The organism is Thioclava sediminum (assembly GCF_002020355.1).
In the GTDB taxonomy this organism is placed as follows: Bacteria; Pseudomonadota; Alphaproteobacteria; order Rhodobacterales; family Rhodobacteraceae; genus Thioclava; species Thioclava sediminum.
The window spans coordinates 106,340-131,848 of the sequence record NZ_MPZV01000005.1; the positions used below are offsets into that span (position 1 = coordinate 106,340).

Sequence of the window (25,509 nt, forward strand, 5' to 3'; positions counted from 1 at the left end):
ATCTCGAAAAATGGCGAGTAGATCTGATAGCTCTTCCGAAATCTTGTCTGGCCTGAAAGACGACATTCTTTGGCTTATGATATTGATCTACAGCTTCAAGGTGAGGGCCAGGCTGGAGGGACTTGGGCAATGGTCGCGAGAGCATATGTCGATCGAGTTCATGCTGCTGGATAGCGCTGTCCGCGATATCGTAATGCGACTAACCGCGCTGGACGATGACTCGAAAAATAACCGGTCATTCCAAACGCTACTCAGCGCCTTAAACCGGGAAAACTTACTCGAACAAAAGCGCTCTAAGGCGCTCAAAGAGAAAGTAAAAAAATACCGAGACGCGGCCAACAAGTTGAAGGTAGAGCACAGAAACCAATACATATCCCACGTGAATACCGACGCGTCTGTTTTGCCTCGTGTCATTGATCGCCCAGTCAGGTTTCAGGAAGTTGCCTCTTTGGCTGTAAACCTCATGGATGATTTTGCGGGCAAGACGCTTCGATACCATTTCAAAATGGGTAGCAACGAGTCAATCAATCTCCGCGATGCGCTCCAGGCGGAGTGATCAGGGCACCCGCCACTTCAATATTCAGTCTTCCATCAAGCGCACGCCAAAGACATTTTTTCGATTAGAGCTACAAGCTGATCGGTAAACGCGGCAGTCTCGGGCTTGCCGCCACCCAACTCCGCCGTCCGCGTCTCCACGCATTGGGCACCCTGGTGCGGACAGTCGCCTGCAAGCGGCGCGCCGGTCTGCAGGACGTGTGTTTCGTAGAGGCTGGCGGAACGGTGCCAGTGACGTTAACCCGGCCCCGCTGAACGATCCAACTGCAGTAGAAGCCAACGTAGATGCTGCATGCGCAAACGGCAGCTTCGTACGCACAGCCGACCTCCATCCTGTGGAAATGCTGCGCGATGGACGAATGGCCGGTCTGGCGAACCTGCGCCGCAGCAATGGCCAGCCTGACGAATGACCGCAAGGTGCCGAAGGCGGTCCGCCCAGTTCTGCGTGGCTCTTCAAGCACGCCAAGCTGCTGTATCTGCGCGGCAGTGTTTTCGTGCCTGCGCAGTTACCTCGCCTTCCATAGGTGTCCTGCCCTTACGAGACAGGACGTTTGACGGCTGCCACCACGTGCAGGTAGCTCATTGCCCTTGCTCATCAGTAAAGAAGGGATCGTCGGCGTTCTTCAGACTGCACACATTGCCGTCGGGATCGAGGAACGTGCCGGTCGTGCCCCAGTCGTGCATTTTGACTTCGACTGGGACGCCTTGAGCCTCCAGTAGGCGGGCCGCAGCCTTCACGTCTGAGACGTTGAAGCGCAACGCAACCGGGTTCTGAGAAATGCCTTTCCGGGTGTCTTCGGCGCGTCCACCGGTCTCGATCATCAGATATCCGTCGCCGAAGCGAAGGCAGGTCAGCCCCGGCTTTTCATACCAGAGTGGCAGGCCGAGCTTGGTTTGATAGAACTCCACGCAGGCCTCGTAGTGTTCGGTGAAGAGGATGAGGCCGTGACACTCAATCATGTCCGCCAGCTTTTTCGCGGGGGCAGTCCCGTTGTCGATTTCTATGGGCATCTTGATCTCCTGTTAGCACAATCCGTCATATCGCTTCGCGTCCGGCGGTGCGGGTGGCAGGCCAATGTCGCTACGGATATGCGAGCGAAGGGTAGTCGTGGCGATCGATTTGGGTCTCCGCCGTGACTGCAGCAACGTCCACAACAGGGCGTGAAGGACAGACGTCGCTCCATGGCGGCGAAGTAAGCAATGAAGTTCATCGCGCAGCTGCAAAGCTTGCGGGGGCGACTCGGGCATCATGATGCGCTCCCCACGGTCAGACGGTCGCACCGGCTGCCGACCTCTCCTGGTATGCGAAAAGCCTGCATCTTTTGAGCCGAAGGATAAGCGTGACTCTGTCGCATGGTTTCTCTCCGTTGACTGTCGGACGAGCGACGTTCTAAAAGTTCAAGCTAACTTGAGGTCAATGCTGAAATTCGAGAAGCAACCGAGCCATGGAAACGACGCTGACCATCAATCAAATATCACGCCGCAGCGGCATCGCCTCTTCGGCGCTGCGCTACTACGAAGAGCGCGGGCTCATCTCGTCCGAGCGGGCGGGCTCCGGGCACAGACGCTTCCCGCGCCACGTTCTGCGGCGCCTCGCCTTTATCAGTTTCGCTCAGACCTTCGGCATGACGCTTGAAGAGATCAAAACCGAACTCGACAAGCTTCCAACAGACCATGTTCCAACCGGAGACGATTGGGCGGTGCTGTCAGAGAAGTGGACGCACCGGGTCGACGAACAGATTGCCCAACTTCAGCGATTGCGAAAGACGCTGACCGCTTGCATCGGCTGCGGCTGCCTTTCCTTGAAGTCATGCAAGATGTTCAATCCCGAGGATGAATTGCGTCAGCGAGGGACCGGTCCAAGAAAGTGGATCGAGGATATCTGAGGCTGTAGCCAAGGCAGGGCCGAAAAAGCTGGCGCGATCACCCTAAAGAGTTGGGTGAATTCGCAATAGACGTCAGCTTTCACAGCGCTATTCCGTTTGACGCTGAATGCGCCCACCGACCGTCGACATGTCGGGCATCGGCGTTTCGGATTGCGTGAGCTGTTGACGCTCACGTTGCTCCTTGTGAGGCTTTGCGCCGGAAGACGACCCAGTCGGAGCGTGTTGAGGGGACTGCAAATGGATAACGAGGTGAACGGAAAGTGCCTGTGTGGAGCCGTAACGTTTCGCATATCGGGAGAGTTCGAGAGCTTCTTCCTGTGCCATTGCGGGCGCTGCCGCAAAGATAGCGGCACGGCTCATTCTGCGAACCTGTTTTCATCGACGGCTGAGATCACCTGGATGTCCGGGACGGGAAACATCAGGGTATTCCGCGTTCCCGGGACACAACACGTGAAGAGCTTCTGTGCAGATTGCGGGTCGGCACTGCCGTTCTCTCAATCGCATGATGGCTCCCTCGTCGCCCCAGCAGGCTCACTCGATAGCCCGATCGACATACGACCCACCGCGCATATTTGCCTCTCCAGTCGCGCGAATTGGGACGACGGTCTGGCCTCAGTTAAAAGAATCGACGAACTTCCCAGTTGATATGACAATCTTGCGTTCAATCGGATAGAGCAGCTAACCGATGTAGAGACGAACGACTACTATGTCCGCACAGCTGACATTGACCATCGAAAAATGCTGTCCAACGTATGAACGACCGCTTCGATGAAGCTGCGCCGCAGCGTGGTCGTCCAGTCCCAAGGTCCGCTTTGGGCCGGCAGGGACGTCGCGCGGGGAGCAAACAAGGGCTGCCCTTCTTCGCGCCACCGCATGACGGCTTCGAGCCCGCAGGAATCGATTCTGTGGTCTGTATGGATGGCGGCTTTGGTGAAGGCAAATTCTTGGACTGATCAACAGAGTGCGTTGGCTAACGAAACCTGCATCGCTACATTTCCAGCTCGACCAATGAGGGATAGATGCCGCTATGAGATTCGTTGCCATTGACGTCGAAACCGCAAACGCCGACATGGCGTCCATCTGCTCAATCGGAGTCGCCGCCTTCGAGAACGGCACCCTCGCGTCTGAATGGTACTCGCTCATAGACCCGGACGACTTCTTTGATCCCGTCAACATGTCAATCCACGGCATCACGGAAGGCGATGTGCAAGGCGCGCCGACGTTCAAGGAAGCCGCCGTGGACATCGAACGTTTTCTTGGGGCGCAGGTCGTTGTAACCCACACACATTTCGACCGTGTTGCGATGCATCAAGCGGCGGGCCGCTGGGCAATCCCGACCCCAACCTGCACTTGGCTCGACTCGGCCCGCGTCGCCCGGAGAACATGGGCGGAATGCGCAAAATCGGGCTACGGCCTCGCAAACGTCTGCAAGATGATCGGTTACACCTTCGAGCATCACAACGCGCTTGAAGATGCAAAAGCTGCGGGACACGTCATGCTCGCTGCGATGCAGGAAAGCGGTCTCGATATCGACGCGATCCAGAAACGCGTCTTGCAGCCCATCGACCCATTGTCGAGCGGAGCCGCTGCGATCACGCGCGAGGGGAATCCAGACGGCCCGCTTGCAGGTGATGTGATCGTGTTCACGGGCGCGCTGGACATTCCGCGCCGGGAGGCCGCAGATCTTGCGGCTTCCGTAGGCTGCAATGTGGCGAACAGCGTCACCAAGAAGACAACCATGCTCGTCGTGGGGGATGTGGATGTGACGAAGCTCGCGGGTCACAACAAGTCATCGAAGCACCGGAAAGCGGAAGAACTGGTCGAAGCAGGTCAACAACTGCGCATCATCCGCGAGACCGACTTCAAGGAGTTGGTCGCGCTTTCCTAACCAGCCATACCCACGTGGCAGTTCATGTAAATCAAATGCGGGCTGTAGCACAGGCGCAGCGAGTTCACCCTTCGTCCACGCTGCCGACCCTCATCGTTCGACTACGCTGCACAAACCACAAATGGCCGCTTCGGTGAAACCGGGCTGCGGCGAGGCCGTCCGGCCCCAAGGTCGGCTGAGGGCCGGAAGCGCAATTCTCCAGTCTCGACCCAGCGTCAAACTAGACAGACCAATCGAAAACAGTCTCCATGCAGGGCGAAGGAGACCAACGTGACCAAACCAAGTAAGGCTGACATCGTAGACCTCGTGAGCGATCGCGCAAAAAATCGGATAAAGGGCAGTGTGCGGCTAGAGATGCCGGGCACTGCGACGCTCTATGTGGACGAAACCGGAGCAATTGAGAGCGATCGGGCCGCTGACATAACTCTGACGGCCGAAGCTAGCGTGTTCTACGACATAGCAATGGGAGTAAAGAACCCCGCAAAGGCGTTTATGATGCGCCAACTAAAAGTAGACGGGAATCCTATGAAAGCGCTCAAAATTGGAGAAATCCTGAGCACGACGAAATAGGTTTCTTGACCGCATACGGCCCGGCTTCTCCGCAGGTTTGATGTATTCCTCGAGCGAGACGAGGTGTTGCTGGGAATCGCGCTAATGCTCGGTCGATAAAACCGCCGACACTTACAGCACGATCAGCGGCACCAAGTTCAAATCAATTTGGATCATGCGCGAGCGGCGAATGTCCGCTTGGGCGGGCCGCACCGCAACGGGCACTTGGCAGGATGAATGACCGCAAAGGGCCGAGAACAGCCTCGCGCTGCAGTTCTACTCACCAACGGCTATCGTATCCGACTCGTCACCAACGTCTTACGATCTGGCGAACGGCAATCGATCCATGTAAAACTATCGTTTTATTTCCAACGTCACTTTCAGAAACATAGTTTGACACTCCCTGCCCTCCCTCTACGTGCCCGCCGTCGCGCACTCGGCCTTACTCAGGCCGCTGTCGCCTCCTCGGCCGGCATCAGCATCCCGGCCCTGCGCAACCTCGAGGCCGGCCGCGGCGCGATCGGCTCGCTTGCGCGGGTGTTGCCGGGTCTCGATCTGCACTGGTCTTGGGGGACGGGAGCGGCTGTCGGACCGGCGCTGGCGGAGCGGCGGCGCGCCGCCGGTCTGAGCCAAAGCGCGCTGGCTATCCGGGTCGGGTGCTCGCGGCCAACCATCCATGCGCTGGAGCGCGACCTGACGGGGCGGTTCGAGACATTGCTCCGGGTCTTGGCCGTGCTGGGGGTTCGAACAGCGGTCAGAGAGCTACCGCGTGCCCGCAAGCCCGGGCTCGTGCCGATGCGCAACGCGCCGGAGCGGGATCGCGTGATGACGCCCCCTGCCCTCGCCGCCGCGATCATCGCGCATTTCGCCGATCGGATCTCAGGACAGATGCTCGATCCGGCGCGGGGTGCGGGGGCATTCTACGATCAGCTGCCCGAGCACCTCGACCGGTCGTGGTGCGAGCTGGAAGACGGGCGGGATTTCCTTGACTGGGAGACAGCGGTCGACTGGATCATCACCAACCCGCCCTGGTCGAAGATCCGAGCGTTTACGCAACACGCGATGACGCTGGCCGATCATATCGTCTGGCTGGTGCCGATCGTGAACATCACGACCAAGGCCCGGCTGCGGGATCTTCGCGACCATGGCTTCGGGATCGCGGAGCTGGTGCTGATCGACACGCCACGCGATTGGCCGCAGAGCGGGTTCCAGCTGGTCGCGGCCTATCTGAAGCGTGGCCACGCGGGTGACTGGCGGATCTCGCGGCTGGATGCGTTGGCTCAGGACTGAGCGATCAACGCGCCGCTGTCACCGGCGCGGCCTTGGCAAAGATTGCGTGAGATCGGAGATCGGTCCAGACTGCGGCTCAACGAACCTGCCGCAGACCGCGCCGCAGTCCACAGGCGACACCGCGCCCACCGAGAGAGGTCACCCCCATGACTGAGACCGCCGCAGATCAGAGGGCAGCTGTCGGGCTCAAGGCCTATGGTCGCATCATCGCGCAATGGGGGCTGTCCGCGCCGGAGGCCGCCGCGCTCGTCGGGCTGAACGAGGCTGACTTGGGCCGGGCGCGCGATCCTGATGAGACCATTAGCCTCACCGAAGATCAGGTGCTGCGGCTCTCGGCGGTTCTCGGGATCTACAAGGCGCTCGGCACCTATTTCGAGGATCCGATCGCGCGCCTCTGGATGACGCGGGCCAATGCCGGGCCGCTCTTCGCAGGCGCGCGGCCGGTCGATGTCGCGATCGAAGGTGGATTGCCAGCCTTGCTCGAAATCCGGCGCGAATGCGAGGGCGTCGCGATGGGTCTCTGACCGCCACCCCTCTCGAGCCAACCCGCCCGCATAGGTCCAGCACACCGATCCCATCCCAGCACATCGCCTCGTCTGCGGCGTGCCCCCGGGCGGCCGTTTGCATCTCGTCGCGCGCTGGTGCGACGCTTTGGCAAGGATGGCGTGCCATCCGCGCAGTTGGGTCGAGATCCTGCGCCAGCGGATTTCGACCCGACGGAGCGCCTCCCCGGCGTAAGGGGCAGACGATGGTAGCTTTAGCTACCTACAGTCTGTCGCTGTATCTAGCCCACACCGGGGCCGTTTCCGAAATAGAATTTCGCAAACGTTATCAGCATCCTAGGTTATCCCCACCTTCGCTTCAAGAGGATCGGATTCCGTTTCGGATTTTCGCTGGGCCTGTATAAATGAGCAGCCATGATCGCAATTGAAGAGGTGCGCCGTGGCCTACCAGTTCGTCCATATTCAGACTTACAGCCTCAAGCCGACCTTGGTTCAGAGAACGAAGGATCACTACAACGACCTCAATCAGGTCTTCGGCGAGGCGCTGCGAGACCAGCGATATTCCAGGCACATCGCGACGCCCCGCCCGCCTCAGATCCTGACTGGCTTCGGCTTGATCGCCCCGGCTGAGCTGCGTCGTCTCCATGATGCGCATCGGACCGAGATCCGGGAAACCGTGCGCAAGAAAGGCGGTGGCAGCTACGAGCGGGGGCTGAAGACGGACGCACCGACGCTCTACACGGAAATCCATTCCCACCCGATCACCTCAGCTGAGTATCTTGCCGGCTCGGAAGAGATCATCGCCGAGATCGAGACATGGGCCGATCGCCTGCTGAGGGATTTCCGGGCAAGAATGCCTGAAGGCCTCTCCGCCTCGGCGGTGATGCATCTCGACGAGAAATATGTCCATATCCACGTCCTCGCCGTCAATTTGACAGATCCGAAACTCAGCGCGAACAAGCTGCATGTGGGCAAGGTCGCAGCCGCAGCATTGCGCACCGCCCATGGTCCTGCTGAGGCACTCACCTCCCTGCCCCGTCCGGAGCCTCTTTCGCGACCGTTGAAACCCAAGCGCCCGAAGCCGTCGAAGAACCGTGTGACGCAGGCCCGGCGCATGAGCCTCTATGAGGAGCAGATCGCTGCGTGGCAGGAGCGCTGCGCCGAGATCGAGCGGCAAAACTCCGAGGCTCTCGCGACTTGGACCTTCGAGAATGACCGTCACCTGCACAAGGCGCGCAAAAACAAAACTGAGAAGAACTCTGAAAAGGCAGCCTATGAGGCCGCGATGGCGTCCCTTCAGGACGACTATTACGAGGCCGTCGGCAAACCCTGTGGCCTGCTGCGCCACGGCCCCCGGAACGAGCGGCTCTCTACAGTTCAATATGCGGAGCGCAAGGCGCATGCACGCCATATTGCGGAGGTTGAAGCCGCACAGCGGGAATTGGATCTTTCGAACAGGACCAAAGCGGAAAGGTTGGAGAAAGAAGAAAAGGCGTTGGGCAAACAGGTCGATACTTTGAAGGAGAGGTTGCAAGGGATCGAAACGGAGAACGAAGAGCTCGTGCGGAGAAAGCAAAAGGTCGATGCAAAAGAAGACGAGATTGCCGAACGGGAGCGCGCCGCAGAACGCCGCGAGCAGGCCGCGACGCGGAAGCTTCAGGAGTCGGAGGACGGTCTCGAGACGATGCGCGACATGCTGGGCATGGTCGAGGATGGGCGCTTTCTGGAGATGAATGAACCGGATCAGTTCCTCCATCGGGCCCCGAAGTTTCTGCAACAGATCGCAGCGACAGAGCCTGGCGAACGCAGCACTGTCCAGAAGATGGTCATCCGCTTCGCAGGCCTTTTGCAACGCGTCGTCACGGCCATCGGCGGCGGCCCGGATAAGGCGCAGCCCGAGACCGACAGGGGGCCGGGGCTGTGAGACCTACCCGGCTCGCCGATCACGGTGCGTTTTGGTGAAAGCAGCACCTCCGCCTCGCAGCCTTGCTCACGACCTGCCGCGCTCACCAGACCACCGTTTGGAGCTTGCTGGCGGGCGGTCTCTGCCGCAGACGGCGGAAAACCCAGACGACACGTAGCTGGGCGAGCGCGTTGAGGTCGATGGTGGGCAGGGAAAACTACCATGCAAATTGAAAACCTACCTGTCGTTCGCTCCCGCCGTTCTGCTTGGAACAGGGGGCGCATCGTTGGACAGAAACGACCACTTCCGCCAAAGCACGTCTCGGCGATCCGCGTGCGCCTTGAAATCGCCAATAAAGCGCGCGACCTAGCGCCTTTCAACCTCGCCATCGACAGCAAGCTCCGTGGATGCGATCTCGTGACGTTGAAGGTCGCTGGCGTTTTCGCCGCTGGGCAACTGAAAGAACGAGCTTCGATCATCCAGAGCAAGACACGGAAGCCGGTTCGGTTCGAAATCACTGTGGGAACCCGGTCTCGTCGAGGACTTCTGCCGCCAGCAGCCGTCCGTCACGTAGTGCAGTCTGATTGCCCTGACGCGGATCTCTCAAGGTGGACGCCACGTAGTCGTGCAGCAAGACCATTTCTTACTGAGGGGCTGTCGTGCGGCGCTGCGGCCGGGCATATTCCTGAAAGGTAGCAGCGGCCGGTGCTCCCGGCTCAAAGTCGACCTTAAGTGCAATCGCTGAATGCTGCGCCCGAAGGCTGTCTAGCGATCATTAGCCGGGAACGCGAAACCGAACCTATGTTCGATGTGAAAAATGCGTGACAAAGCAATGATCTGGGCGGTTAATCATAACTCTTTATTCTCGCGACATGATTGGCACGATTAGTCATGAACTTGAGTGGGTGACAGAAGCGTGACGTCTCGCCATTCGTCTGGATCAGCTCCCCGCTCGCAGCGCCAACCCTGCCGTGGGAGATCGTGTGTTCGACACTAACCTTCGCTGGCATTCGTTCAGTTTGCAGGCTCTGCAGAGCGGCTGTTTTCCTCACGATCTGCTGGGTGGACGCACTCTCCCATGTAACCGCTGTATCCAAGGTTTCTGGGTCGCATATCCTGGGTGCCAAGGCGATCGCGATATCTTGGCAATTTGACCTCCTATCTCAGGTCTTGCCCTGCAACGCCGCCTCGATGCCCGCGATGTCGATCTTCTGCATCTCCATCATCGCCGCCTGTGCGCGGGCCGAAGCGGCCCGGTCCGGGTGCGACAGCGCCTCCATCAGGACTCTCGGAGTGATCTGCCAACGATAGCCCCAGCGATCCTTGCACCAGCCGCACATGATGGGCTCTCCGCCGTTACCCACGATAGCCTCCCAGAGCCGATCCGTCTCGGCCTGGTCCTCGGTATAGATCTGCAACGAATAGGCATCGTTGGGTTGCACATGCGGACCGGCATTGAGCAGCGCATAAGGCAGGCCGAGAAGGGTCATCTCGACCACCTGAACGGTCCCGGCTGGCGCGCTCGGTGCCCCTTCGGGCACGCAGATCACGTTGTCCACATGGCTGTCCGGGAAGGTGGCGGCGTAGAACTCCGCCGCCGCTTCGGCCTCGGTATCGAACCAGAGGAACACGGCAGCCTTTCTTTTCGTCATCGTCTTTCTCCTTTCAGAGGCAATGGGGACAGTGCGCCGGGGATGCACAGCTATCGGCGGGAGATCGCCCGGCGCCCTGTCAAAACTCCTGTCCGTCAGTTCGGCAGCCCTTGCATCGATCACAGTTCAGGCGGTTTCCTCGAATATCGGGATAAAGCCGCCCCATATCATGCGCTTGCCATCGAAGGGCATGTCCATCTCCTGCCAGCGCGGATCGGTCTGCATGCTGGCGCCGCATTTGTCGTGCGTCTTCTTGTCCGGCCAGACGATCCACGAAAAGCAGACCGATTCACCGTCCTTCAGGGCCACCGCGCGATTGAAATCGGTGTGTTTGCCTTCAGGGATCTGGTCACTCCAGGCTTCCATGATCTGCAAGGCTCCGTACTCCCTGAAAAGCGGCCAGGCCTTGCGGGCGCTTTCGATATAGGCCTCCTTGTTCCCATTCCGGACGGGGGTGAGGAAGCCGGCAATGTAAGTCATGTCGTCTCTCCTTGCATGGCTTGAAACGCCGCAATTCATGTGTCGAAACCGGGCGGCGGCTTGCCCGTGAAACCGGCCATCTGCGCGGCCAGTGCTCTTTGAAAGGCGGGCCGTTCGGTGCCCCGCGCGACATAATCAGCGAGGTTGGGGAAGATTTCGATCAGCCCTTCGCCTTCGATGATCCGAAGAACGCTGACCATCATCAGGTCCCCCGCGCTGAAGCGGCCCGTGAACCACTCCGCCGTCCCGAGCCGATCCGAAGCCTCCTTCAACCGTCCTTCGATCCGCGTGTCGATCCCCGGCAAACGCGGCGCCGACCAGGGTTCGGTGGCCTCGAAGATCGTCGCCATGGAGCGATCCATGATCGGCGGCTCCAGCGTGTTCAGCGCGGCGAAAAGCCATTCGAGCGACCGCGCCCGACCGACGGGGTCCTCGGGCATGAGGCCGGGAAACCGCTCGGCGATATGCCAGACGATGGCCCCACTTTCGAACAGCGTCAGGTCGCCCTCTTCGTAGGTTGGCACCTGTCCGAACGGTTGCAGGGCACGGTGAGCGGCTTCCTTCTGCTGCCCCTGCCGAAGACAGCGAACGGCATAATCCTGACCGACCTCTTCCAGCGCCCAGCGAACACGCAGGTCACGCACTTGCCCCTTGGCGAAATCCGGCACCCAGTCGAAGGCGGTGATCGTGATCGCGGCGCCCGCCTTAACCGGCATGGGGCATCTCCGCGGGCCCCTTTTCGATCGCCTCGGCGCTCATCCACATGGGCTCCCAGATGTGACCGTCGGGATCGGCAAAGCTGCGCCCGTACATGAACCCGTGATCCTGCACGGGGCAGGGATCGCCCGTACCTCCTGCCGCCACGGCGGCGTCGGTAATGGCATCTACCGCCTCACGATTTGCACGACTGATGCAAAGCAACACCTGCGCTTCGGACGCGGGGTCCACGCGACGCCGGTCGGTGAAGCTCGACCAGAACTCGTGGGTCAGCAACATCACCCGGATCTCATCGGATATAGCCATGCTCGCAGCGAGATTATTGGTAAACTTGGTATCCTTAATGAAACCGATCGCCTCGTAGAACGCCATGGAACGTTCGAGGTCTGCCACCGGCAGGTTTATGAAGATCATCTGTGACATCGCGTTTCCTCCTGAGTCGCGTCGTCGATATGGACAGCCTACGAGAATGAGATTACAAAAAGCAACTATGGCGTTACAAAATGAAACCAAATCGGCAAAAAGCCCCCATGGCCGCTGGTACGGCGATGCCTGCGGCACGGCTTTCGGCCTCGAGCTTCTGGGAGAACGCTGGTCGCTTCTCATCGTGCGCGAATTGATGTTGGGGCCGCGGCGCTTCAGCGACATTCGCACAAACTTGCCAGGGATCAGTGCCAAGGTGCTGACCGAGCGGCTCGCCGGGCTCGAGGCAAACGGCGTGGTCCTGCGCTCGACCGCGCCCGAACCTGCACCTGCGCAGCTCTACGGCCTGACCGAATGGGGCTATGCCGCGGAACCGGTCATTCAGGAACTGGGCCGGTGGGCCGCCGCGTCACCGTTGCACGATCCGACGCTTCCCCTGTCACCGGTTTCCTTCATGCTGTCGCTTCGAACGATGTTCGATGCCGAGAGGGCGCGGGACATGGAGGCGGAGGTGCTCTTTACCATCGGGACCGCGCAATTCACCGCCCGGCTCGCCAATGGTGCGATGCCCGTCATGCGTGGTGATGCGAAAGAGCCCGACTTGCGGTTCGAAGCACCTGCCGCTCCTCCGCTTGCGGCCGTCTTCTATGGTGGAGCTGCCCCCGAAACGGTGGGTGTGCAGATCACGGGTGCCCCGGACATGGTTCGCACGTTCATTTCATTCTTCAACCTACCACGAAAGTACGATGAGGCATGAAAGACGTGTATCGGTAGCGAGAGATATAGAGCGCTTGGGGTTTGCCTATCCCAAATTTGCGATGATATTTCAGCGACTGGTGTTTCCTCGGTCTTCGAACGGCCCAGAACTGACGTTGGGCGGAGCATGCTACGCCGCAGAGCGGCTTCACCGAACCGGCCACTCGTCCACTTGCGCAGCATTTTCTCGGCTTGGATGATCGCTGAGCGGACTTCGGTGCTGTACATGAAGGAGCGTACGACAAATAGCTATTCAACGGGTCGGTACATAAGCGGCTTTTATTCTCCGACCTGCATACCGATAGAAGCCGCACCCAATATAGGAGGATGGTGCCGATGTATGCTTGGTTGCTTGATATACTGGAGGATCCAGCCCGAGTGGGTGTGGTAGTCGCTTGGTTCACCGGTGGAGCAGCGATTATCAGCGTCATCATCAGTGCAGTTGTGTCAACGATGGTGTCGCGCCGCTCGGCCTACATCAATGCCGTGACGGCTGAGCGGTCAAAATGGATTGAGATGCTGCGAGGCACTATCGCGAAGATGTCTGCGGTTGCTGATCGTGTCGTCACTTTAAGAAAGACAAAAACCAGCGATTATGCAGAAAGCGTTGAGTGGGCAACTGACACGCAAGAGCTTCACAGGCTTTTGTCTGACCTCATGCTTCGGTTGAACCCAACTGAGCCCGAGGCGCTCAACCTGCTAAAGGCGGCGAGAAAACTGAACGCAGCTGCTCGACTGCATAGCCCGGCAGCGGTTATTCTCGCGGACGAAATCATGGTGCGCCATGCGCAATGGGTGCTGAAGGGGGAGTGGGAACGCGTAAAAGAGGAGGCTGCGGGCCCGTTAAAGGCACCCAAGTTCTGGATTCGAGGTTGGCAGAGGCGTAGAGCCTATAAGCAGTTCCTACAAAATGACGGTTCTCTCAAAAGGTTGGACGCCATCGGCGTGGGCCGATCAGACCTCGACCTGACATTGTTGCGTGCCCAGATGGACGCATCCGATACGAGACAATAATCGGCGCGCTGCTGCCGAGAAATGGCCGCCGCGACGCAGCCAATCTCCTAACGCGCTATCTCCGCTTGGCACGCATTCTTCAGTCCAGGCAAACCGGACTTGCGGCAGTGCAGCGACCAAAGCCGACTGCCTTGGCCACATGCGCCTTCGAAGCCAGCGCAAAAGCGGACCGTCAGAACGTGGGGAAGACCCCAAAAGAGCGACCGCGCGCACATCACGCTTCGGCAACCTTTAGTTGCCAATGGCGCACAATATTTGGTATCGGAAAAGCAACCTCCCCCAGCATACGGCGGCCAAATTGCTTATTCGTCCTCGTCTTACAGATTATCATGGAATTCACGCTGCACAGGCCGATCTCGACTTTGCGATTCCATTTTTGGACGAGGACATTCCTCTATACCTTGACCCCTTCATGCTGTGGCGGTCGCCCTCTCAGCAGGATCAGGCGCTACACACAGGCCTGATCAACGCATTCAATCATCTTGGAATTCTCGCCGCGCAAGGCAAAGAAGCGCAGGCAATCGAAACACTGATCACTGCATCCGAGTGCGACGAGGTCGGCTTGGGCACATCCCTGACCCGAAAAGGAAAGCGGATTGGCGCAGATAAAGCTCGCGAGATCATTGACCTGTTCAAAGCGGTTCCGCGCTATCAGCAGAGCGGGTTTCGACACTTCGAGGAGATTCAGTTCTTTATCGAAGGAGTATCGAAGGACCGCATTTCCGATATTGGCTGCAATTTCCTGAAATCGTTTTTGATCGACTTCACGATTGAGCAATGCCATAAACTCGGCGTTCCAACTCAGGATTGCACCGTCGAGCATGTTTATGACGCTCGATCAGGCACGTTTAAGAAGGAAAAGGGCGTGCCATTGCCCGTGAACCCTGAAAATGGCTCGCCGATTATCGTTGTGCCGAAGCGGTGGCTACGGTTTGCTCCGTGGATTAGCTACGATGAGTACTTTGAAAAGCACTGCCCACAGGACGAGATTTCGCACAAGCCTGACGAACTGACGCGGGTTAAGGTTCTCAGCTATAACCGCCAAAACTACGGCGTCATCGATGAGTATATCAAGTTAAAGGAACGCACGGCAGACGATTGCGCGAACGATCCACTTTTCTCACAACTCCCCGTCACTTCGGCAAAACGGGTCTTTGCAGAGATAAAGAAGTTGCCGACAGGGAAAACCAACGGCGCAGACGCGAAGTATGAGAAATTGGTTGGGCGGCTACTCCCCTCACTGTTCTATCCGAACCTTGACTTTGCTCAGGAGCAGGCGCGAACGGACGACGGCGTGTCCATCCGCGACTTGATCTTCTACAACACCCGCTCGACGCCACTTCTTCGAGAATTGATGAACGACTACGGGTCGCGACAGATCACCTTTGAGATGAAGAACGTGGCGGCGATAGAGCGAACGCATATCGACCAGATCAACCGCTACCTGACAGACGAACTTGGCAAGTTCGGGGTCTTCGTGACGAGAAAGCCGCTCAAGCGTGCGGAGTTCCAGCGTACGATCAATCTATGGGGTGGGCAACGAAAAGCTGTTATCACTCTCACCGACGCAGACCTAGAGCAGATGGTCGAGGTCTTCGACAGTAAACAACGCGCACCACTCGACATTCTGAACAAGAAATACCTCGAGTTTCGACGCGCTTGCCCATAGGAGGGATCATGGACAGCAAAGAAGATGTGGAACGGCTTGAAAAGCTCGTAGGGCAACTCCAAGGGCTTTATGCAGAAATTGGCACTCTCGCAAAAAAGAGCCCCAATGACGCTGTGAACCCGTTTAAGCTCAAATTGATCAATCGTGTGCTTGCGATGGGCAACGAAGTTCTTGGCGATAAATATAAACCGTTTGAGGAGTTTGATCAGTTCGATGCTGACGACGCGCCTTCAACCAGCGACGTGACTATGGTGATTTCTCAATATATGGAAGAAGCCGAGCGATTTCGCTCCGACAACGTTCGATATGCCCACGGCGTTTGGAAATATGTCGTGAATGGAGAGGCGAGTGAGATTCGATCTGGCCCGCCGACAAAGATCGGGAGAAAATAATGGCATTTGAAGACGACTACTATTTTCCCAATATCACGACCGACGCAAAGGTCGCTGAGTATGAAGCGAGTCACGACGTATTCTCGTCGTTGCTCGACGAAGTGAAAGAGCTTTCAAAGAAAAAGCCAGACGCAACTATGAGTGCAGGCAAAGTCAAGATCGTGAACCGCGTTCTTGAAAATCTGTTGGTGGTGCTCGAAGGTCAGCCAGACGCAAAATATCTTGAGGCTCTAGACGACGATGACTTGCCGCAGGTCAGTGACGGCGTTCTTGTCATGGTGCAGTTCAAGTCAGCCCTCGCTTCATTCAAGGAAAGGCACTATCGGCACGTTTCACTGATGGGCTTTCAATGGATCACCGAGGAATTTATTGATCAACTCAAGGCTGAGTATGATGAAGATGAGGATACAGACGAAGCGTCGAAATAGATCAGCGGCTGCGGCTTGCGCCCTGTCGAGGGAGGCGCCAACAAAACGACTTCGCTACGTCTTCTTGCTTCGCCTTGCTACCGTTTGCGCAGACCGCAGCGAACGACCGTTCCCCGCCCTACTCACCATTTGCAAAAGTTCGCGAGCTTGCAGAACTGTTAGCGCATAACTCTTGCAGAAGACGCGAGCACGTCGTGATGAACCGGTCGACCGGTCCAAAACTCCAAGCTGCGAAAATGGCCTAAGAACCTTATTCCGACGGACTTCAGCAATCCGCGCTAATTCTGCTTCAGATGAGCATCCAAGATCCGCCGGATCATCTCGGGTCGTGTCGGGAGATCTTCCTCGAGCTTTCGTAGCTCATCGAGCGCTCTGATCGTCTCGCGCGGAAGCCGCACGGTGACTGCCTCGGTGTCGGTGCGCGGACGCCCCATCTTTTTTTCGGTCATGACATCAAATCCACGGTTGACTTTATGGGCCCATAAAGCCACATTGTTCGAGCGAAGGCAAGAGCGCCAACTCTCGCCCTCGCTCTAACCACAGCCATCTCGCCCAAGGAGATAACCATGGCTAACACCCCCTCTATCACGCGCATTCGCGCGAATGAAGATGCGCGCATCGAGACGCCGATCCTGATGCTCTTCCCGGAGTTTCTGAAGGCGCTCCTCGCCGTCGTGGAGCGCGAGCGTGAGCTCCGCCACGTCGATTATTGGGATCCTGCCTATTCGGCTTGGCTTACCGCGGCGGAGAATGCGCAGGATCACGTTCTGGATCTCCAGATGGCCATTCTCGGCGAAGAGCCTCGTGTGCCGGTCGAGAAGTCCCTCAGGCTTTCGGTATATCTCTTCAAGCTCGCGCAGGCTGCCGATAGCGGGCACAAGCTCGCCGCGTTCCGAAAGCTTGTGCGCGAGCGTAGCCATGACTTCCTGATCGTCGAGGAGACGGATTTCGACCGTCTCTGTAACGATCGAATTGAGCAAGTCCTGCGCACGCTAGATAGCTTCATGTCGCTCGAACTGATCGACGACGTCGCGGCTCCGACGGCCCACTGATCCCCAACACACGCAACGCAGCAAGAAACCCGGTCGCCTGACCGGCCTCATTGCTCCTGCGCGCATCTCTGGAATTTCCTGGCGTTGCTTTCTTGCGCCGGGCCCATGCTTTTCTTCCAAAGGAGGGTCTCATCATGACCCAGAACACCTCCGGCTCGCTCATCATCCGCGGCGAAGAGCTTCCGATTCAGCCTGGCAAAATCCATCCGAAATGGCATGACGCGGCAAAGGCCAAGGGCTACCGCGTTGTCGCACGGGTGAAGGACAAGAACACCCTTGCGCTCGAATGCGAGACCTGCGGCAACATTCATGCGAGCCGATATTACGTGCTGATGAATTTCCAGCCCGAATGCCCGCATTGCGTTGAGGCGAGGTGGCAAGAGACGGCGCGCGAAGCTGGCTTCGAGTTGCTGCGTCGCGATCCCCAGAACCGGCACTATGCCTTTTACAGGGCGCCATGCGGCCATGAGGTGCGGCGGCAGTTTGGCTCTGTGCTGCGTGTCGCGCGTGGCGAGTTCGGGCCCGAATGTGAGGCCTGCCAAGAGGCCCGCGATCGTGAAGACGCGCGAGCCAGGGGCTGGGATCTGGTCGGCGCTGACCCGAAAGGCAAGGCCAATTACCGGATTTACCGCCACGCTGATGGCTGCGGCGCGCTGTCCCGGATCACACGCGGCAATATCGTCACTGGGCGTTTCACCTGTCCTGGCTGCGGAGAGGGATGGTCGACCGAGCCGAGCTATCTCTACGCGATGCGCTTCGAGCTGCAGCCTGGCAAGCACGCCGTCAAGCTGGGCTACTCGCGCATTCCGGAGTCGCGGTTGAACTATCAACTGCACCGCGACCCGGAGTTGCCGCGCGAGCTGCTTTGCAAGGTGCCGATGCGCACGGGGCGCCACGCGCAGCGAATTGAGAAACGCGCCCACAAATGGCTCGCCACGCAGCACCCCGGCATGGAGCTGCCGCATTCGGATTTTGCCGCATATCTCCGGGTCAAATCCGAGCTTTATCGCGCCGAGCTCGAACCGGTGATCCTGCGCCTGCTCGATCGGATCGCGCGGAAGGAAGCGCGTGCCGCCGCCAAGAGCTTCGCTCGGCAACGGTCGCGTTCGAAGCGCATGCGCGACTCCTGACTTGTCTCTGCGCCCCCTCCCGCCGCCGGGCGGGAGAGGGCTGTGTCTTCTTCCTTACCGAGCTCCACCGAGGATCCGTTCATGCCCCACTCCCTTCCCACCACTTCTTCCCCCTTAAAAGAACTCTTCAACTCCGACCGAAAGGTCGCTTTCGCGGAGAAATTTCTCCGCCACCTAATGGAGCCCTGCGAGCCTCCATCGGCCTCCGATCCAGAGGAGCTCGACGACGAGCAGGCGGAGATGTCCGCCTTCTCGATCGAGACCCTCGCTTTCGCGCTTCGTTTTGCGCATCTCCTTGGAGATGAGGCCGCCGCTCGGCGGATGCACGAAGACGGCAGCTGCACGCTGGTTCAAGTGCGCCCCGGACGCGATCTCGTGCTGGCGATGGCCGATCTGCCGCGCCTCCTCCCTCGGTTGAGCAAATTCCTCGGATTGCGCCGCAGGGAAGGCGTCAGACTTGTTGCGCGTGTTGACGCCTCGTCGCGCGGTGCGTCCGCCTCCGAACGCGCGCGCCAACACCAACGCTTCCGGCAAACGCAAGACGAAGCCATCAGTTTCGGCGATCCGCTTCTGGCCGTCGCAGCCGACCCTGCTGCTTTTACGAGCGTGGCCCGGACCATCTGTCCGGCCCCCCTTAAATTGCCGCCCGTCTCGTGCGCTCTGATCCTCGAGCTCCTGCGCATCACGCATCCCGAAACCGAAGAGAGGTCTTGGTGGGCGCTTCACGACGCTCTGCCCTCCGACGATGCACTTCGCCGTCTCGATGGCCCGTTGCTAACGCCGGCTTTCAAGGCAGCAACGGCAGCCGAAGTTGCCCAAAGGCTGATGAATTACTCTGCAGCGTGTGCACCGAAACAAGTCCGCGCGCTCGATCGCGTGCAGGGTCTTGGGCCGATCCGTCCGCAGCTCGATCGCCTACTTGCAGGCTTTAGCAACTGGCAATCTGGCGAGGCCGACTGGTCAGCACTCAACACGAGTGCGCTGGTCTCGGGGCCAACCGGCTGCGGCAAAACAATGCTAGCGCGGGCAGTCGCCGAAGAGCTCGGCGTTCCGCTGGTGGCCACGAGCTATGCTGAGTGCCAAAAGGCCGGACACCTCGGACAGATGCTCGCAGCTCTTGACGAAGTCGTCTTGGAAGCGATCTCGAAGGCGCCGTGCGTGCTCTTCATCGACGAAATGGACAGTTTCACGAGCCGCGGCACCAACCACCAAAACAGCGAATATCAACGACAGGTGGTCAATGCCATGTTGCTTCAACTCACGCGGCTGGCCGAGACGTCGGGCGTGATGGTGCTTGCAGCAACGAACCATCCAGACGTTATCGATCCGGCGCTGCGGCGCGCAGGGCGGCTCGATCTGCACCTGAGGATGCGCTACCCGGATCGAGCCGGTATCTCGGCGATCTTGCGCGATACGCTTGGCGCACCGGATCTCAATGTGACGCAAGGCGCGGATCTCTTGCTGGGCTCTAGTGGTGCGACTGCTGCCAGCGTCGCGCGCTCCGCGCTTGGCATTGCTCGGCAACTCGGACGCGCAGTCACCTCTGACGACATTTGGCATGCCGCGCTGGAGGTCGCGCCGGTCGCCGCGACTGACCAACTCGAGCGGATCGCAATCCATGAAGCGGGCCATCTCCTTGCGGCGTTTAGCCTGTTGCCGACGCTTCCTACACGTGTCGTGATCGGGCCGTTCGGCGGATACATCGAAGGGGCCGATGCGCCATTGCTCACCGAGAACAACATTCGTGCCGCGATTACTGTTGGTCTCGCGGGGCGGGCTGCGGAACAGGTTATGCTAGGATCGGTTTCGAGCGGCGCCGGCGGGTCGGAACACTCCGATCTCGGCGTCGCCACCCGCCTCGCCCTCGATACCGTGACGAAAATGGGATTGCTTGGAGGAGAGCTATTCTGGGCACCAGTTAAGAGTGATCAACTCGTGTCTCTGCCTGAGCAACTGCGCGCTCACGTCGTCGGAATTCTCGATGAGGCACATCGCGCCGCGACAAATCTGATCGCGGAAAATACGCAGTCGCTCGAATTCCTCAAAAATACGCTGCTCGAACACCGGGAGCTCGAGGCAGACCGCTTGCAAGATCTCGCATCACGAGTGTTTCCGCATTCCACCCGACTGGGAAGGAAAATTCTGGACACCCATCTCAAACCCAAATGATGGAATTCGCGATGTTGCGCGGAATTGCTCGACGCATGATGTTCGTAGATGCGAAAAAATCGCAACTATCCTGAGTTATCAACATCTTCGAACGATGCTGGCGAGCAAATACGCGGTTTAGGCCAGAGACATAGCTTAGAATTGATGCATCAGCGGTCCCCGTGAGCTTGCGGGGATGCAACCGAGCGATGCGGCTATGGCAAGGCAAGACAAAGATAGAAACTGGGTCCGCTTCTCTCCCCGACATTTCGGGGGGTGGAATGGATGATATTCCGAGACTCTTAACCCCGAGAGAGGCAGCGGACCGGCTGCGCGTTTCCACAAAAACGCTGCGGCGCCTCCGCGCGTCTGGCCTGCCGTTCATCACCCTCACAAGTGGATCAATCCGCTACGACGCACGCGATCTCGCCGACTTTGTCGGACGGAACACGAAAAGGATCGAACCGAAATGCCCTATCGACCCAAAGGTTCGCGCAACTGGCACTACGACTTCCAAATCAGGGGTCGTCGATTTCATGGATCTTGCGGGACCGACGACTTCGAGGAAGCGAAGGCAGTAGAGGCAGAAGCTCGGGTCGCCGCGCGAAACGCTCCCGAAATTACGCGAAACTTCACGCTGTCCGAAGCACTCGGAACCTACTTCGCGGATGTCAGCCAAGACCAGCCAAGCGCTAGGACAACGAGAAGTCAGTTCAGATCGATCCTCACGGTCATAAAACCTGCGACACCTCTTTCCCAGTTGACTGATGCAGACCTTATGCGGCTCCGGTCCAGCCGGCGCTCAGAGGTATCAAACGCGACTGTAAACCGAACTTTCGCCTCGCTTGCTCGCGCCCTTCGGCATATGGAGAACAAGCACGGCGCCGCAGTTCCAAACCTCAATTTCAGCGCGACGAGGCTGCCCGAGCCGAAAGAACGCGTCAGGGAACTGACGATCGCCGAGCAGAAACGGCTGTTCGAACATCTTCGCCGCGACCTGCATCCGCTGGTCCAGTTCGCACTCATGACGGGCGCGCGACAGGGATCAATCTGCCAACTGCGCTGGCGTGATATTGACGTCGATACCGGACGAATGAAGTTCAAGATGAAGACCGACACCGGCACATCTGCAAAGTCGATGAATTTTCCGATGAGCCGGGAGATCAAGGCAATGCTCGCGACGCTTGAAAAATCTGACGATCCCGATCACGCCCCTTATGTCTTCACATTTCGGGTCCATAATCGAAAGAGAGCGGCACGTCGGCGCATTCTCCAAAACTCGACCGCGTTCGAGCATTTCCGAAAAGCTGTGAACGCAGCCGACATTGAAGACTTTCACTTCCATGATCTGCGCCACACCTTTGCGACACGGATGCTTCGGGAGACGAAAAACATCAAGATGGTATCCCGTCTCTTGGGTCACTCAGAGATCACGACGACAAGCCGTTATGCACACGTCTTGGACGAAGATCTGGCAGATGCGATCGATGGGTTTTCAGCGTTGTCCAACAACGCCTCCCGAAAACCCTCCCGAAGCGCCAAGAAACGCCCTTGAAAAACAATCACTTGCACGCATTCCTGTCAGCTTCCCAAGCTGAACGCGCGGGTTCGATTCCCGCTACCCGCTCCAGCTTACTCGAAATCGTAAGAGACTGATTTCTGGTGAAAATCACACCAGAGACTGAGCATGCCGCCATTTCACTGCGAAACGGAAAAACGGACAGTACGCGGGAGAATGGAGGATCAGCGGCAAGCCGAGTTCGGCGTCTCCCTGCTCCCGTCTCCAAGACACTTGGGGACATTTCACCGAGTCGCCGTCACTCAGAGGTCGGGCATGCCCTTCACGCGGCCAAACCGCTTCTGCGCGGCGATCCGGAACGGGGCGTTGGCCGCACCGAACCCCTCGTAGCCGCCCCGCCTTTCGAGGATTTCGAAGAACATGCCCCCTGCGAAGGGCCGCGAGTAAAGCTGAAGAAAGGCGCCATGCGCATCCTCGTCATAGAGGATGTTCGACGCGCGCAGCCGCTCCAGAAATTCCGGCGACAGGTCGAAGCGCGCTTCGAGATCCGCATAGTAGTTGGCCGGCATCGGCAGCGGGTCGAAGCCCAGATCGGCCAGCGCGGCGGCGGTCTTGAGCATATCGTCGGTTCTCAGAGCCACATGCTGCACCGAAGCGCCGAAGCCATGCGTCAGGAAATCGCCCGCGAGGGTGCGATGGGTCTCGGCTCCGTTGAGCGTAACCTTCAGACCCTTTCCATCGGGGCGCGCGCGCGATGCGATGGCTTGGCTGCGAACGAGACCGTCCGGGTCGATCACGTCGACCATCGGGGCTTTCTGCATGTCGAACAGCGTCGTGTAGAACAGCGCCCAACTGAGCATTTCGTCATATTCCATCGTCTGCGCCACATGGTCGATGGAGGTCAGGCCAGCGTCGCGGTTCGACATGTCTTCTGCGGGCTCGAACTCGACGTCCCAGACTTCGCTGAGACCGCTCGAGGCATCCACGAAATGCAGCACCGAGCCCCCAAGCCCACGGATCGCCGGGATGTCCAGTTCCCCCGGCCCGACGGGCTGCGAAAAGGTCTTGGCGCCGAGCGCTCGCGCACGCGTGACCGTCGAGGCCGCATCCGCGACCTTGAGGCCGATGTCGCAAACATTGGTGCCGCGCGCGGTCCAAGTGGACGCTGCGAAGCCCGTTGTCTCGGCATTGATAAGAATGCGGATATCGCCCTGACGCCAGACTTCCAGCATCTTGTTGCGATGCCGCCCCGACATGCGGAAGCCGAGAGTCGTGAGCAACGTCTTCAGCGCCTCCGCCTCCGTGCCCTGCGCCGCGAACTCGATGAACTCGACCCCGTCCACGGCGACGCGCGCCGGAATCTCGCTGATCTTGTCTTCCAGCCCGGGCTCGGTGCGCCGGACGTCATCCATCAGCGCCACCAGTGAGCGATAGCCGTCGCGTGCGATGGTCCGTGTCGGGCCGCCGCGGAACTGGTCGTTGAAAATCTCGAGGCTTGCCGGTCCGTCATAGCCGGTGGCCATCACGGCGCGCATGAAGCCGGTGACATCCAGATCGCCCTCGCCCGGCATGTTGCGGAAGTGGCGCGACCAATAGAGCAGGTCCATATCGATCGCCGGAGCATCGGCAAGCTGGACGTAGAAAATCTTGTCGCCCGGGATCCGCCGTATCGTATCCGGCTCGATCTTGCGGGCGAGCGAATGGAAGCTGTCGAGGATCAGGCCGACATTGGGATGGTCCGCCCGGCGCACCACTTCCCACGCGTCGCGGTGGTCCCAGACATGGCGCCCCCACGCGAGCGCCTCGAAGCCGACGCGAATGTCGTAGCCTGCGGCAAGCTCGCCCAAGGCGGCGAAATCGCCAGCCATGCGATCTATCCCGCCAAGCGCCTCGGGATGAACCGAGGAACAGACCAGCATGTCGCGGGTGCCGAGCTCGCGCATGAGCTCGAACTTGTGCTCGGCGCGTTTCAGGGCTCGATGGCGCAGTGGAGCCGGGAGCCCTTCGAAATCGCGGAAGGGCTGGAAGAGGAAGATTTCCAGCCCGTGATCGCGGACCATCTGGCCGACTTCGCGCGGCCCGCCGTCATGGGCGATGAAATCCTGCTCGAATATCTCGATCCCGTCGAATCCCGCTGCAGCAATCGCCTCCAGCTTTTCCTGCAACGTTCCCGAAATCGAGACAGTGGCGATAGCGGTTTTCATGGGAGGCCTCCTTTCAGGATGTGGCCGGGTCGGTTTTCGCGAGATCGCTGCGCAAGCGGGCGACGTCGAGCGGCAGACCCGTGAAGAGCTTCCAGGCATCGACGCCCTGCCAGATGAACAGCTCGTAACCCGAGATGACCCGCAGGCCCGCCGCCTGTGCAGTGGTGAGGAACTCGGTCTCGACCGGCGTGTAGACGGCGTCGAAGGCCCATGCGCCGGTGATTGCGGATGCCTCAAGTGGCGAGCCCGGATGGCCGGTCATGCCGACCGGGGTTGCGTTGATGAGCCCTTCGGTGCCTTCGGACATCTCGGCGGCGTCCCGCCCCACGGTGACGCGAAGTCCCGGTTTCGCCGCTTCCAGTTCCGACGCGAGAACCTCGGCCTTCTCGATGTCGTGGTCGGCAAGGCGGATCTCGGCGGCATCGAGCGCAACCAGCGCGAAGGCGATGGCCCGACCGACGCCACCGGTGCCGATAAGCAGGGTGGTTCCGGGCGGCGTGGAGCCGCGTGCGGCGCGATAGGCGGAGATGAAGCCGGAATGATCGGTGTTGTGGCCCTCCGCTCCGGTGGGTTCGAAGAGGACGGTATTCACGGCACCCAGTCGCCGGACCATCGGGTCGGAGATGCGGACCAGCGCCGCCACCTTCTCCTTGTAGGGATAGGTGATGTTGAGCCCCCGATAACCCTGTGCGACGCAGTTGGCGAGGATCGTCGCGTGATCCTGACCAAGCTCGCGCGGCACGAGCCGGTCATAGGTCACCTTGCGCCCGTTCTGCAGCCCGGCCAGCCGGTGCAGGCGCGGGGCCTGCGAGACGGCGATATTGTCGCCGATCAGACCCAGCCGGATGACCGCGTCGTCCGACGCTGTCTCAGAAGGGCTTACCGGGGCAGGCATTACTTGGCGCCTTTCACGAGTTGGGCGATCCGGGTGATCGCGAAGCCGTAGCCCGCGATGCCGAAGCCCTCGATCTTCGCCGTCGCCGCTTTCGAGACGTAGGACGGGTGGCGGAATTCGTCGCGCCGGAACAGGGCCGAGACGTGAACCTCGAAGATAGGCCCGTCGAAGATCAGCAGGGAATCGAGGATCGCGATGGAGGTCGAGGTGAAGCCTGCCGGGTTGATCAGAATGGCGCAGGCGTTGGTGCGGGCCCATTGGATCCAGTCGACGATTTCGCCCTCGTGGTTGGATTGGCGGAAGTCGATTTCCATCCCCGCCGCGGCCGCTGCGTTGCGGCTCAACCGCTCCGCATCTTCGAGCGTGTCGTGCCCGTAGATCTCGGGTTGGCGCGTGCCGAGCAGGTTCAGGTTGGGGCCATTGATGACCAGGATCGGAAGGTCTTTCTGGGCCATG

General features: G+C 59.4%; 27 protein-coding genes and 1 pseudogene. 19 read left to right on the plus strand and 9 right to left on the minus strand.

The window, feature by feature from the left end:
• The first annotated feature begins 76 nt into the window (after nucleotides 1-76).
• Nucleotides 77-556, plus strand: coding sequence for a hypothetical protein (locus BMI91_RS18150; RefSeq protein WP_158522196.1), 480 nt, complete (start codon nucleotides 77-79; stop codon nucleotides 554-556).
• Nucleotides 557-1,134: 578 nt separating this feature from the next.
• Here the strand turns inward: BMI91_RS18150 and BMI91_RS18155 are convergent.
• Complete coding sequence (locus BMI91_RS18155) at nucleotides 1,135-1,566, minus strand: VOC family protein (protein WP_244176681.1); 432 nt, start codon at nucleotides 1,564-1,566, stop codon at nucleotides 1,135-1,137.
• A gap of 434 nt (nucleotides 1,567-2,000) precedes the next feature.
• On the opposite strand from BMI91_RS18155, the gene soxR reads away from it, so the two are divergent.
• The 8 genes and pseudogenes from soxR to BMI91_RS20260 all read left to right on the plus strand — a co-directional run.
• On the plus strand, nucleotides 2,001-2,441 hold the full coding sequence (gene soxR, locus BMI91_RS18160; protein ID WP_078606146.1) for a redox-sensitive transcriptional activator SoxR: 441 nt from the start codon (nucleotides 2,001-2,003) through the stop codon (nucleotides 2,439-2,441).
• Nucleotides 2,442-2,678: 237 nt separating this feature from the next.
• Complete coding sequence (locus BMI91_RS20380) at nucleotides 2,679-3,086, plus strand: GFA family protein (RefSeq protein WP_078606147.1); 408 nt, start codon at nucleotides 2,679-2,681, stop codon at nucleotides 3,084-3,086.
• A 382-nt stretch (nucleotides 3,087-3,468) separates the two neighbouring features.
• Entirely contained in the window at nucleotides 3,469-4,329 is an 861-nt protein-coding gene (locus tag BMI91_RS18170) for an exonuclease domain-containing protein (protein ID WP_078606148.1), read from the plus strand.
• Nucleotides 4,330-4,599: 270 nt separating this feature from the next.
• Nucleotides 4,600-4,899 (plus strand): SCP2 sterol-binding domain-containing protein, encoded by a 300-nt coding sequence (locus tag BMI91_RS18175; RefSeq protein ID WP_078606149.1) that lies wholly within the window; start codon nucleotides 4,600-4,602, stop codon nucleotides 4,897-4,899.
• 372 nt (nucleotides 4,900-5,271) lie between these two features.
• On the plus strand, nucleotides 5,272-6,168 hold the full coding sequence (locus BMI91_RS20095; RefSeq protein WP_208607993.1) for a helix-turn-helix transcriptional regulator: 897 nt from the start codon (nucleotides 5,272-5,274) through the stop codon (nucleotides 6,166-6,168).
• 146 nt (nucleotides 6,169-6,314) lie between these two features.
• Nucleotides 6,315-6,692, plus strand: coding sequence for an antitoxin Xre-like helix-turn-helix domain-containing protein (locus BMI91_RS18185; protein WP_078606151.1), 378 nt, complete (start codon nucleotides 6,315-6,317; stop codon nucleotides 6,690-6,692).
• A 418-nt stretch (nucleotides 6,693-7,110) separates the two neighbouring features.
• A complete protein-coding gene (locus tag BMI91_RS18190; RefSeq protein ID WP_078606152.1) occupies nucleotides 7,111-8,595 on the plus strand; it encodes a plasmid recombination protein in 1,485 nt (494 codons plus the stop codon).
• A gap of 201 nt (nucleotides 8,596-8,796) precedes the next feature.
• Nucleotides 8,797-9,108: pseudogene (locus BMI91_RS20260) on the plus strand (site-specific integrase); the annotation flags it as partial.
• Between the two features lie 629 nt (nucleotides 9,109-9,737).
• Here BMI91_RS20260 and BMI91_RS18200 read toward each other — a convergent pair.
• From BMI91_RS18200 to BMI91_RS18215, 4 genes are all read right to left on the minus strand, one after another.
• Entirely contained in the window at nucleotides 9,738-10,226 is a 489-nt protein-coding gene (locus BMI91_RS18200) for a VOC family protein (RefSeq protein WP_078606153.1), read from the minus strand.
• 126 nt (nucleotides 10,227-10,352) lie between these two features.
• Nucleotides 10,353-10,706, minus strand: a complete 354-nt coding sequence (locus BMI91_RS18205) for a DUF1428 domain-containing protein (RefSeq protein ID WP_078606154.1) — start codon at nucleotides 10,704-10,706, stop codon at nucleotides 10,353-10,355.
• Between the two features lie 35 nt (nucleotides 10,707-10,741).
• Complete coding sequence (locus BMI91_RS18210; RefSeq protein ID WP_078606155.1) at nucleotides 10,742-11,422, minus strand: glutathione S-transferase family protein; 681 nt, start codon at nucleotides 11,420-11,422, stop codon at nucleotides 10,742-10,744.
• A complete protein-coding gene (locus tag BMI91_RS18215; protein ID WP_078606156.1) occupies nucleotides 11,412-11,846 on the minus strand; it encodes a VOC family protein in 435 nt (144 codons plus the stop codon). Before BMI91_RS18215 ends, BMI91_RS18210 begins: the two co-directional genes overlap by 11 nt.
• A gap of 46 nt (nucleotides 11,847-11,892) precedes the next feature.
• Between BMI91_RS18215 and BMI91_RS18220 the strand changes: the two genes are divergently transcribed.
• From BMI91_RS18220 to BMI91_RS18240, 5 genes are all read left to right on the plus strand, one after another.
• Complete coding sequence (locus tag BMI91_RS18220; RefSeq protein ID WP_244176682.1) at nucleotides 11,893-12,603, plus strand: winged helix-turn-helix transcriptional regulator; 711 nt, start codon at nucleotides 11,893-11,895, stop codon at nucleotides 12,601-12,603.
• Between the two features lie 335 nt (nucleotides 12,604-12,938).
• The gene (locus BMI91_RS18225) at nucleotides 12,939-13,616 is read left to right on the plus strand and encodes a hypothetical protein (RefSeq protein WP_078606158.1); all 678 of its coding nucleotides are present in this window, start codon (nucleotides 12,939-12,941) and stop codon (nucleotides 13,614-13,616) included.
• A gap of 241 nt (nucleotides 13,617-13,857) precedes the next feature.
• Nucleotides 13,858-15,285, plus strand: a complete 1,428-nt coding sequence (locus tag BMI91_RS18230) for a hypothetical protein (RefSeq protein WP_244176683.1) — start codon at nucleotides 13,858-13,860, stop codon at nucleotides 15,283-15,285.
• A gap of 8 nt (nucleotides 15,286-15,293) precedes the next feature.
• A complete protein-coding gene (locus tag BMI91_RS18235) occupies nucleotides 15,294-15,677 on the plus strand; it encodes a hypothetical protein (protein WP_078606159.1) in 384 nt (127 codons plus the stop codon).
• On the plus strand, nucleotides 15,677-16,105 hold the full coding sequence (locus BMI91_RS18240; RefSeq protein ID WP_093477276.1) for a hypothetical protein: 429 nt from the start codon (nucleotides 15,677-15,679) through the stop codon (nucleotides 16,103-16,105). Before BMI91_RS18235 ends, BMI91_RS18240 begins: the two co-directional genes overlap by 1 nt.
• Nucleotides 16,106-16,383: 278 nt before the next feature.
• Here BMI91_RS18240 and BMI91_RS18245 read toward each other — a convergent pair whose 3' ends face one another.
• Nucleotides 16,384-16,554, minus strand: a complete 171-nt coding sequence (locus tag BMI91_RS18245) for a ribbon-helix-helix protein, CopG family (protein WP_078606160.1) — start codon at nucleotides 16,552-16,554, stop codon at nucleotides 16,384-16,386.
• A 117-nt stretch (nucleotides 16,555-16,671) separates the two neighbouring features.
• On the opposite strand from BMI91_RS18245, the gene BMI91_RS18250 reads away from it, so the two are divergent.
• The 5 genes from BMI91_RS18250 (at nucleotide 16,672) to BMI91_RS20100 (ending at nucleotide 21,990) form a co-directional block, all read left to right on the plus strand.
• A complete protein-coding gene (locus BMI91_RS18250; RefSeq protein WP_078606161.1) occupies nucleotides 16,672-17,157 on the plus strand; it encodes a hypothetical protein in 486 nt (161 codons plus the stop codon).
• Between the two features lie 50 nt (nucleotides 17,158-17,207).
• The gene (locus BMI91_RS18255) at nucleotides 17,208-18,287 is read left to right on the plus strand and encodes a GIY-YIG nuclease family protein (protein WP_208607994.1); all 1,080 of its coding nucleotides are present in this window, start codon (nucleotides 17,208-17,210) and stop codon (nucleotides 18,285-18,287) included.
• Nucleotides 18,288-18,368: 81 nt separating this feature from the next.
• Entirely contained in the window at nucleotides 18,369-20,456 is a 2,088-nt protein-coding gene (locus BMI91_RS18260) for an AAA family ATPase (RefSeq protein WP_146684154.1), read from the plus strand.
• Between the two features lie 260 nt (nucleotides 20,457-20,716).
• The gene (locus BMI91_RS20385; protein ID WP_158522197.1) at nucleotides 20,717-21,016 is read left to right on the plus strand and encodes a helix-turn-helix domain-containing protein; all 300 of its coding nucleotides are present in this window, start codon (nucleotides 20,717-20,719) and stop codon (nucleotides 21,014-21,016) included.
• A gap of 284 nt (nucleotides 21,017-21,300) precedes the next feature.
• Nucleotides 21,301-21,990 (plus strand): tyrosine-type recombinase/integrase, encoded by a 690-nt coding sequence (locus BMI91_RS20100; RefSeq protein WP_158522198.1) that lies wholly within the window; start codon nucleotides 21,301-21,303, stop codon nucleotides 21,988-21,990.
• Nucleotides 21,991-22,256: 266 nt separating this feature from the next.
• On the opposite strand, the gene BMI91_RS18275 is transcribed toward BMI91_RS20100, so the two are convergent.
• The 3 genes from BMI91_RS18275 to BMI91_RS18285 are packed head-to-tail and all read right to left on the minus strand — an operon-like array spanning nucleotide 22,257 to nucleotide 25,508.
• Nucleotides 22,257-24,158 carry a bifunctional sugar phosphate isomerase/epimerase/4-hydroxyphenylpyruvate dioxygenase family protein gene (locus BMI91_RS18275; RefSeq protein WP_078606165.1) on the minus strand — a complete coding sequence of 634 codons (1,902 nt, stop codon included), beginning with the start codon at nucleotides 24,156-24,158 and terminating at the stop codon, nucleotides 22,257-22,259.
• A 13-nt stretch (nucleotides 24,159-24,171) separates the two neighbouring features.
• The gene (locus BMI91_RS18280; protein WP_078606166.1) at nucleotides 24,172-25,053 is read right to left on the minus strand and encodes a shikimate dehydrogenase family protein; all 882 of its coding nucleotides are present in this window, start codon (nucleotides 25,051-25,053) and stop codon (nucleotides 24,172-24,174) included.
• On the minus strand, nucleotides 25,053-25,508 hold the full coding sequence (locus BMI91_RS18285; RefSeq protein ID WP_078606167.1) for a type II 3-dehydroquinate dehydratase: 456 nt from the start codon (nucleotides 25,506-25,508) through the stop codon (nucleotides 25,053-25,055). The genes BMI91_RS18280 and BMI91_RS18285 overlap by 1 nt, the downstream gene beginning before the upstream one ends.
• Nucleotide 25,509 lies beyond the last annotated feature (1 nt).

What these genes read in the sequence shown, in the direction of transcription:
- BMI91_RS18200 (WP_078606153.1), bottom strand. Translation starts at nt 10,226, where the DNA reads ATGACGAAAAGAAAGGCTGCCGTGTTCCTCTGGTTCGATACCGAGGCC.
- BMI91_RS18170 (WP_078606148.1), top strand. Translation starts at nt 3,469, where the DNA reads ATGAGATTCGTTGCCATTGACGTCGAAACCGCAAACGCCGACATGGCG.
- BMI91_RS18150 (WP_158522196.1), top strand. Translation starts at nt 77, where the DNA reads ATGATATTGATCTACAGCTTCAAGGTGAGGGCCAGGCTGGAGGGACTT.
- BMI91_RS18280 (WP_078606166.1), bottom strand. Translation starts at nt 25,053, where the DNA reads ATGCCTGCCCCGGTAAGCCCTTCTGAGACAGCGTCGGACGACGCGGTC.
- BMI91_RS18225 (WP_078606158.1), top strand. Translation starts at nt 12,939, where the DNA reads ATGTATGCTTGGTTGCTTGATATACTGGAGGATCCAGCCCGAGTGGGT.
- BMI91_RS18210 (WP_078606155.1), bottom strand. Translation starts at nt 11,422, where the DNA reads ATGCCGGTTAAGGCGGGCGCCGCGATCACGATCACCGCCTTCGACTGG.
- BMI91_RS18230 (WP_244176683.1), top strand. Translation starts at nt 13,858, where the DNA reads ATGGCGCACAATATTTGGTATCGGAAAAGCAACCTCCCCCAGCATACG.
- BMI91_RS18220 (WP_244176682.1), top strand. Translation starts at nt 11,893, where the DNA reads ATGAGATTACAAAAAGCAACTATGGCGTTACAAAATGAAACCAAATCG.
- BMI91_RS18215 (WP_078606156.1), bottom strand. Translation starts at nt 11,846, where the DNA reads ATGTCACAGATGATCTTCATAAACCTGCCGGTGGCAGACCTCGAACGT.
- BMI91_RS18235 (WP_078606159.1), top strand. Translation starts at nt 15,294, where the DNA reads ATGGACAGCAAAGAAGATGTGGAACGGCTTGAAAAGCTCGTAGGGCAA.
- BMI91_RS18260 (WP_146684154.1), top strand. Translation starts at nt 18,369, where the DNA reads ATGCCCCACTCCCTTCCCACCACTTCTTCCCCCTTAAAAGAACTCTTC.
- BMI91_RS18250 (WP_078606161.1), top strand. Translation starts at nt 16,672, where the DNA reads ATGGCTAACACCCCCTCTATCACGCGCATTCGCGCGAATGAAGATGCG.
- BMI91_RS18245 (WP_078606160.1), bottom strand. Translation starts at nt 16,554, where the DNA reads ATGACCGAAAAAAAGATGGGGCGTCCGCGCACCGACACCGAGGCAGTC.
- soxR (WP_078606146.1), top strand. Translation starts at nt 2,001, where the DNA reads ATGGAAACGACGCTGACCATCAATCAAATATCACGCCGCAGCGGCATC.
- BMI91_RS20100 (WP_158522198.1), top strand. Translation starts at nt 21,301, where the DNA reads ATGGAGAACAAGCACGGCGCCGCAGTTCCAAACCTCAATTTCAGCGCG.
- BMI91_RS18155 (WP_244176681.1), bottom strand. Translation starts at nt 1,566, where the DNA reads ATGCCCATAGAAATCGACAACGGGACTGCCCCCGCGAAAAAGCTGGCG.
- BMI91_RS18275 (WP_078606165.1), bottom strand. Translation starts at nt 24,158, where the DNA reads ATGAAAACCGCTATCGCCACTGTCTCGATTTCGGGAACGTTGCAGGAA.
- BMI91_RS20380 (WP_078606147.1), top strand. Translation starts at nt 2,679, where the DNA reads ATGGATAACGAGGTGAACGGAAAGTGCCTGTGTGGAGCCGTAACGTTT.
- BMI91_RS18205 (WP_078606154.1), bottom strand. Translation starts at nt 10,706, where the DNA reads ATGACTTACATTGCCGGCTTCCTCACCCCCGTCCGGAATGGGAACAAG.
- BMI91_RS18285 (WP_078606167.1), bottom strand. Translation starts at nt 25,508, where the DNA reads ATGGCCCAGAAAGACCTTCCGATCCTGGTCATCAATGGCCCCAACCTG.
- BMI91_RS18185 (WP_078606151.1), top strand. Translation starts at nt 6,315, where the DNA reads ATGACTGAGACCGCCGCAGATCAGAGGGCAGCTGTCGGGCTCAAGGCC.
- BMI91_RS18240 (WP_093477276.1), top strand. Translation starts at nt 15,677, where the DNA reads ATGGCATTTGAAGACGACTACTATTTTCCCAATATCACGACCGACGCA.
- BMI91_RS20385 (WP_158522197.1), top strand. Translation starts at nt 20,717, where the DNA reads ATGGATGATATTCCGAGACTCTTAACCCCGAGAGAGGCAGCGGACCGG.